General features: G+C 55.5%; 6 protein-coding genes. 4 read left to right on the top strand and 2 right to left on the bottom strand.

The annotated features are described in order from the left end of the window. Positions 1-132: 132 nt before the first annotated feature. Together VGE80_RS20220 and VGE80_RS20215 are read right to left on the bottom strand one after the other, a co-directional pair. On the bottom strand, positions 133-369 hold the full coding sequence (locus VGE80_RS20220; RefSeq protein WP_440593914.1) for a hypothetical protein: 237 nt from the start codon (positions 367-369) through the stop codon (positions 133-135). A gap of 123 nt (positions 370-492) precedes the next feature. Continuing rightward, positions 493-843, bottom strand: coding sequence for a hypothetical protein (locus tag VGE80_RS20215; protein WP_440593913.1), 351 nt, complete (start codon positions 841-843; stop codon positions 493-495). A gap of 774 nt (positions 844-1,617) precedes the next feature. On the opposite strand from VGE80_RS20215, the gene VGE80_RS20210 reads away from it, so the two are divergent. The 4 genes from VGE80_RS20210 to VGE80_RS20195 all read left to right on the top strand — a co-directional run. Further along, positions 1,618-2,706, top strand: coding sequence for an SGNH/GDSL hydrolase family protein (locus tag VGE80_RS20210; RefSeq protein ID WP_440593912.1), 1,089 nt, complete (start codon positions 1,618-1,620; stop codon positions 2,704-2,706). A 204-nt stretch (positions 2,707-2,910) separates the two neighbouring features. Further along, complete coding sequence (locus VGE80_RS20205) at positions 2,911-5,028, top strand: GmrSD restriction endonuclease domain-containing protein (protein ID WP_440593911.1); 2,118 nt, start codon at positions 2,911-2,913, stop codon at positions 5,026-5,028. Positions 5,029-5,328: 300 nt separating this feature from the next. After that, a complete protein-coding gene (locus VGE80_RS20200; protein ID WP_440593910.1) occupies positions 5,329-5,892 on the top strand; it encodes a hypothetical protein in 564 nt (187 codons plus the stop codon). A 260-nt stretch (positions 5,893-6,152) separates the two neighbouring features. After that, a partial coding sequence (locus tag VGE80_RS20195) for an aldehyde dehydrogenase family protein (RefSeq protein ID WP_440593909.1) occupies positions 6,153-7,496 on the top strand: 1,344 nt, incomplete at its 3' end.

The raw sequence follows: 7,496 nt of genomic DNA, 5'->3' as shown, positions 1-7,496 counted from the left end.
GGACTGGTTGTTCTCCTCAGATTGCTCCCCACCCCTTCTCACGAAGACGCAGTTACCAATGTTGGATTCAGGCCGGTAACGTTAGCCTGAGAGGGACTCACACCCTCCTGATCAAACGCCTTCACAGACGCACTAGCCCTGCCGGTCCCTCGGCAGGATTACCGAATCGACAAAAACCGTCGCAACACTGCCGTGCAAAACCAATGTGGACAGGAAATATTCGCGGTTACGGAATGACTGTCTCGGTTCGCGAACCGGGAGTTCCCAAACCGATAACTTGTGGTCTCCCCGCCCCCGGGTCCAATCAGTCGTGAGCGGAAGTTTGCGGTGCTCAGCACGTCGAACTTTGTCGAATGTCTTCGTCGCCATCTGCATGATGTGGAAACGGTCTTGAACGATTTTTTGTTTCAGCCAGGGGATTGGCTTGTTTCGCCGCCTTGACATAAGCGGCGCTCATATCCATGGTCATGTCCAGCGATGTGAGATCGATGATCAGGTTGAGTTTTCAGACTTGGCCAAACAACGACCAATGCGCTTCTTGATAAACACATACCAAATAATCTGGACGAAGATTGCCGAAAAGCTCACCATAAGCACGATTGCAGACAGGTAATATATCACGATGAGCGGTATGGTAAGATTGAGATTCTTACAATGGCGATATAGCTCTTGGTAGTACTCCTTGTCCGGCCCGGCTCCAAAGTCACAGAATATAATATTGGCAGCTAATCCACCCGACAGCGCTGACGATACGAATATACATGCAGTGATCAACACAACGTAGACCCCACGCGGCATGTTTTTCGCGAGTTTTGCAATCCGCGCTGACACATTGTTTTGCATTCAATTCTTTCCCTTTAATGTCTAATTCACCAAACCAAGTCCGCAACACCAAGAGAGTTCTCTAAGCCAATAGTATACTCGATCGACTTGTCATGGATGCTCGCAGGAACTCCCGCTGCGTTTGCTTCGTCTAACATCCAGCTAAGAGCATTTACGTTTCCACCCATTTGCCCATGCGTCATCGGAAAAGCCTGCATGACAATGCTAGAGTAACTTCCGTCCAAGTTGTACACAGGCAGGGTGGCCGTGCAACAAGAGGATTTGAATTGAGCAACCCCCTGCAGCTCACAGCCTTCCTCAAAAAGCCTGTGAGCCCAGCAAGAATGCCGCATGTGCTGTGATACTACAGGCCTCTTTGACAGGCGCTGGAACAAGTGGCCTCTCCCATCAAGACACCGCCCTTTACGCAACAGATTTCGACTGCTACCCCGCAGAGTTCGCTGTGGTCGCTAAACTGATACAGCGTCAATAAAATCTGATCTCAAGAATCGCGATCACTACCGAGTTTGAACGGATTCGCCTTCCATCGGACATCATTGACCGGCAATTCGATAGAACTGCTTGAGACCTCTTGTTGCTCTGCAACCCAGACGTCCAAAGCGACGTCTGGGCCACCCGGTCCATTTCTGTCGAGAGACCGTTTTATTACAGGCCATTTGAGTCCGCGCATCGTGTGGCGACGTCGTTCGCGGTATCATACCCGCCTCGCACTTTGCTGGTGCCTTTGCTTCAGAACGAGTGATTTCTCCGCAACGTCCAAGGAATACGAAGCTGATGACTGTTATTCTTCGATTTGCATTGATGCTCTCCGTCATGTTCGCCGCGTTGCCCGTCCCTGCCTTCGCGCAGGAGTTGAAGTGGCATGATGCTGCGTCGTTTGAGATCGAAGGGCGAGGTTGGACTGAGACGGAAGGGAAATATGACCGACTTCCTGATTCCGCCAAAAGCAAGGTTTCGCAGCAAGTCTGGGGTTTGAGCAAAAATAACGCGGGGGTCTGCATTCGGTTTGTCACCGACGCGGCAGCCGTTAATGCCCGGTGGTCGGTCACCAGCGATACGCTCGGGATGCCTCACATGCCCGCGACCGGTGTCAGCGGTATCGACCTGTATGCCCGAGCCGACGATGGCAAATGGCTGTTTGTCGGGAACGGCAGGCCTCATCATCAGGACAACAACCAGGCCACGTTCACGTTCCGCGGGGGTGCGAAAGCAGGACGCGAGTGCCTGCTGTATCTGCCTGCGTACAACGGTATCAAGTCGCTGGAGATCGCTGTGGCACCGGGAGCTCACCTGGAGAAGCCGCAGCCCCATCCGGAAGCGTTGCGCAAGCCGGTGGTCGTGTACGGCACTTCGATCGCTCAGGGAGGCTGTGCTTCGCGACCGGGCATGGTCTGGACTTCGATCCTGGGACGGATGCTCGACCGACCCGTCATCAACCTGGGCTTTTCAGGCTCGGGAACGATGGAACACCCCGTTGGTGAGGTGCTTGCCGAAGTCGACGCGGCCGCGTTCGTCATCGACTGCATCTGGAACATGAGCGATGATCCTGCTGTCTATCAAGAGCGAGTACGAAAGCTGGTGCACGCCATTCGCGAGCGGCACCCCGACGTGCCGATTCTGTTCGTCGGTCAGTCAGAAATTCATCCCGAGTTGCATCCGACGAAATCCACTAAAGGTCAGGAAGCGGCAGTGCAAGCCCTGCAGGCCGAGGGAGTCAAAGGGCTCTTGACGTTCCCCGGCACGGACCTCGTCGGCGACGACGGCGAAGGGACCGTCGACGGTGTTCACCTCACCGACCTCGGCATGCTCCGGCAGGCACAGGCATTGTTCCCCATCGTCAAAAAAACGGTCCAGGGGAAGTAAGTTCAGCCCGGGGCGGCGCTTTGCCCCGGGCTGGTTTGTTGATGCCTTTCAGGCAGTGGAGAAAGCCACAGAGCGCTATGAGCCGCGACACAGCATCTTCCAATGTGCCAACTCGATACCTTGTGGACCTGATGTGTATCCAGATTTAACCAGCTATCCTAGGTGCACCAGCCTTGGGGTTGCGTGCTTCAGACGAGGTAATTCATGAAAGCGATCGATCGTCCCTTCACGAAAATCATCAATGGCACGACCCAATTCGTAATTCCCGTATTCCAGCGAGACTATCGCTGGAGCGAGGCGCAATGCGAACAATTGTGGCGTGACATCATGCTCATCTCCAAGGACGAGACAAATCGCGGCCATTTCATGGGGTCCGTGGTGTACGTCTCGACTGGGGACACGATGGCCGGCTTTACGCGATGGCTACTGATCGACGGCCAGCAGCGTGTGACGACTCTGACCTTGCTGATGGCTGCCCTCCGCGATCACATCATCGAGTCTGAATGGAGAGGGAATGAAGATAGCCCGACCGCCACGCGGATCGACGCGTATTTCCTCAAGAATGTTCAGGAAGAAGGTGGCCGTCGTCACAAACTGGTGCTCCGACGACACGACCAGGAAACCTTGCGAGCGATTCTCGATTCAACGACCCTGCCCACAAACCCTTCCGAGCGAATACGGGAAAACTACGAGTTCTTCCGGGACCAGATTTCCACTGCCGATCCGGACACAATCTACCGAGGGTTGGATCGCTTAGTCGTTGTCGACGTCACTTTGGATCGCGGAACAGATGACCCGCAATTGATCTTTGAAAGCCTCAATTTTACTGGTATCGACCTCAGCCAATCGGACTTGATCCGAAACTTTATTCTCATGCGGTTGCCTGAGAAACAGCAGACACAGCTCTACGACGAGCACTGGAGCAAACTGGAATCACTCTTCCGCGGAGCCGAAAAGTCGTTCGACTCGTTTCTGCGTGACTATCTTGCATTCAAAACGAAGGCCGCCAAGCAGGAACGTGCGGAAGACATCTATCAGGCATTCCGCCGCGAATTCCCAACCCTCCAGCAGTCATGCGGCGGCCTGGAATTGCTGCTCGCCGAAATGCTGCGACTGGGTCGTTACTACGCCGCATTCAGCCTAGGAGTTCCAGTGATTCCAGAACTCTCAGATGACCTTGGGCGCCTTCGTCGACTAGTAGACGTGCCGGCACTCCTTGTGATGCGTCTGTTTGACTGCTATGAGCGATGCCAATCCTTGTCACTTACGCAGTTTCGAGATGCTATTCAGTGCATCGAAAGCTATGTGTTTCGTAGAGCGATCTGTGGCGAGCAAACCCACAGCTATTGGCAGGTGTTTGCCAATCTTGCGTATCGAATTGGCGAAGAGAAAACGCTGAGTGATCTAAAAGTCGAGCTGGCTCGGCAAAGGGATGCCTACCGATTTCCGAGAGACGCGGATTTTCGCCGAGAACTGTTGCAACGTGATCTCTACGGACTTCGAGTTTGTGGATACCTGCTTGAACGCCTCGAAAATCACGGCAGCAAGGAACCGACCAATACGACTGGCCTCTCAATTGAACATATTATGCCTCAGAACGAAAAGCTGCCGGAAGCGTGGCAGCAGATGCTTGGACCGAACTGGAAAGAGGTCCAACTTACTTGGCTTCACCGGCTGGGTAACCTGACGATGACCGGGTATAACAGCACCTATTCCGACCGTCCGTTTGACGAGAAGAAGACGGTTTCGGGTGGATTCGATTTCAGCGCTATTCGGCTCAACAAGTTTGTCCGGGAACAAAAGCAATGGACACCAAAGGAGATTGAGCAGCGAGGCAAACAGCTTAGCGACCGGGCACTTGTCATATGGCCAGAGCTAGTCGTGGACGCCGCTGCAGTCGAAGCTGCAAAGCAAGCAGAGTTAAAGGAACTCGCCAAACGCCGAAATGTCGCTCAAGTCCCAATGAGTACGGCGGCGCGCGAACTGTTTGAAGAGTTGCGACCGCGACTTCACGATATCGACCCCAGTATTCTGGAATTGGCGGAGTCGAAGTCGATCAGCTACCACGCTTCTGGATTCTTCCTAGAAGTTCTTCCGCGCAAGCAGAGGCTTACCCTTCTTTTTCCCTTGGATCACGGAGAGATCGATGACCCGCACGGCCTCGCGAGCGATGCTAAGGAGTGGAAATTCTTGGTGAACGCGAAGCATGAGGGCGGAGTTCTGCTTCGTATTCAAGACCCGGATGACATTGACCGTGCGATTCCGATTATTCGGACGGCCTACAAGGTAGCAAATGCTTCTGAAGTGGGAGGGGCCACATGACCCAATGTTGCCTCAGGAGGCGGGACGAAGCAAGCGGCATCTTGAAATCTGAGGAAGTCGCAGGTGACATTCGACAGCGGTGTTGTTCCACAACAACAAGTCGCCACAAGACATCTGATCTCCTACCAGGCGAAGAGATGAGGGCTTGGTTGCATACGAATTTGAGGCGTTTCGTTCGCTGACCGAAGCCGACACAGTTGCAGGAAACGGCTGCTTGGTTCAGACTGTGCCTTGATCGTGCCGCACTGTCATGTGAAGGCACTCGGACCTGGAATTTTCCACACGGAAGGACGTTTTAATATGGCTCGATTCAAGCTGCTCGCCTGCCTGGCGATTGTGTTGTCCTGTGCAGGATGGGGATGTAACCCGCAATCGGATTACAAGTCGGTCGATGAAGCCAAGAAGGCCCCTCCCCTTCCCGATCATGACCACGGTCACGGTGCCAAGGGTCCTCACGGAGGGGGCCTGGTCGAACTGGGTGCCGAAGAATATCACGCCGAAATCCTGGTCGATCATGACACGGAATCGGTCGTCGTCTACGTGCTGGGCAAAGACGCAAAGACCGATGAATTCGTGGATGCTCAGGACGTGACCATCGCCCTGGAAGGGAAAGAGCCCCTGACCCTGAAGGCCGCTCCAAAGCCTGATTCCCCCGCAGGAAAGACTTCGAAATTCGCCCTCGAAGACCACGACCTGGTTCATACGCTGATGGATGCCGGGTTCCTGCATGGCGACCTGCGGATTACCATCGGCGACAAGCCCTACATCGGTCACATTGATTATCATCTCGACGGCTCGTCCCACGACGAACATGGCCATGATGAACATGGTCACGACGAGAAAAAGCCGGAAGAAACGAAATAACGTCCTGCATCCGAATGAGAAGCACTGTCTGACCGACCTCGATCAGACAGTGCTTTTTCTTGCCGATCGACGGACGTCGAAACAAGAATGAAATGATGACTTCAATCAGGACGCCACGCGGGATACCGTCGTCGTCAGGACATTGATGCATCGGTCGGTTCGCCCGCCCCTGTTGCCGAAACCCGCAGTTGTTCTCGTCCAGTAACCCGCCCTTTCCCCGCGACGACGGGGGTCAGGGCCTGATCAGATTGGCTTGGAACATGCCGACTTGGCCCAATCAACTTTACATTGACGGAACCTGGGTCGATGGTGCTGAGGGTCGCACCTGGACTGTCGTAAACCCGGCGAACGGCTCGACACTCGCTGAAGTCGCGCTGGCGAGCCGTACCGATGTCGACCGGGCCGTGCAGGCGGCCCGACGGGCGTTTGACGAAGGTCCCTGGCCCAGACTCGATCCGCTCGCGCGTGGCCGCTTGCTGTTCCGCCTGGCGGAAAAAATTCGGTCGAAGATCGACGAGTTAGCACTGACCGATACCCTGAACGTCGGCAAGCCGATCCGTGATACGACCGGGTTTGATATCCCTTGTGCCGCAGACCTGTTTGAGAGTTATGCCGGTCTACCGGACAAAATTGCTGGCAAATGCTATGGCACCCTGCCCGACAACGTCACCATGCAGTTCCGCGAACCGATGGGAGTCATCGCGGCGATTGTCCCCTGGAACTTTCCGCTCACCAATGCGGCCATCAAGCTGGCCCCGATCCTGGCGTGCGGCAACACGGTCGTCCTGAAACCGTCCGAAGTGTCGCCCCTGTCGGCACTCATGCTGGCTGAACTGGCTCACGAAGTCGGCATCCCGGCCGGTGTTTTGAATGTCATCCATGGCACCGGCGCGGAAGCGGGTTCGGCCCTCGTCAGTCATCCTCTGGTCGATAAGATCACCTTTACCGGTCGGCACCAGACCGGGGTGCAGATGCTGGAAGCGGCCAAGATCGGCATGAAGGGAGTGATGCTGGAACTGGGAGGGAAAACTCCGAGTCTCGTATTTCCCGACGCACCGATCGACCATGTCGTCAACGGAGTCATCACGGGGATTTTCTACAACCTGGGCCAGGTCTGTGTGGCGGGTTCTCGCCTGCTGGTCCATGAAGATCTGCATGATGATCTGCTGGAACGGATCGTCGCCAAGGTGCAGAACCTGCGGCAGGGTGACCCCACCGACCCGAGCAACCACCTCGGCTGCCTCGCCACGCCGCAACATCTGGCGACCGTCGATCAGTTCGTCGAAGGTGCGAAACACGAAGGAGCCCGCTGCGTACAGACGGGCACACGCTCATCCGACCCCAGGAACTGCTTCTATCCTCCGACGATCTTCGATCGCGTGACCTCGCAGATGAAGATTGCCCGGGAAGAAGTCTTCGGACCGGTCCTCAGCGTGCTGACCTTCCGCAATGAGGAAGAAGCCGTACGACTGGCCAACGACTGTGATTTCGGCCTGATGGCCAATCTCTGGACAGCCGACGGAACACGAGCACTCCGCATTGCACGTCACCTGAAGGCGGGACGGGTTGCGATCAACGGCGGCGGGGCCCTGCGTCCCAATGTC

It is taken from the genome of Schlesneria sp. (assembly GCF_036405755.1).
In the GTDB taxonomy this organism is placed as follows: domain Bacteria; phylum Planctomycetota; class Planctomycetia; order Planctomycetales; family Planctomycetaceae; genus Schlesneria; species Schlesneria sphaerica.
This window is presented reverse-complemented; position numbering and strand designations above follow the sequence as displayed.

Bases quoted from the DNA above. Each gene is read 5' to 3' on its own strand.
- VGE80_RS20220 (WP_440593914.1), bottom strand. From the start codon at position 369: ATGGCGACGAAGACATTCGACAAAGTTCGACGTGCTGAGCACCGCAAA.
- VGE80_RS20215 (WP_440593913.1), bottom strand. From the start codon at position 843: ATGCAAAACAATGTGTCAGCGCGGATTGCAAAACTCGCGAAAAACATG.
- VGE80_RS20210 (WP_440593912.1), top strand. From the start codon at position 1,618: ATGACTGTTATTCTTCGATTTGCATTGATGCTCTCCGTCATGTTCGCC.
- VGE80_RS20205 (WP_440593911.1), top strand. From the start codon at position 2,911: ATGAAAGCGATCGATCGTCCCTTCACGAAAATCATCAATGGCACGACC.
- VGE80_RS20200 (WP_440593910.1), top strand. From the start codon at position 5,329: ATGGCTCGATTCAAGCTGCTCGCCTGCCTGGCGATTGTGTTGTCCTGT.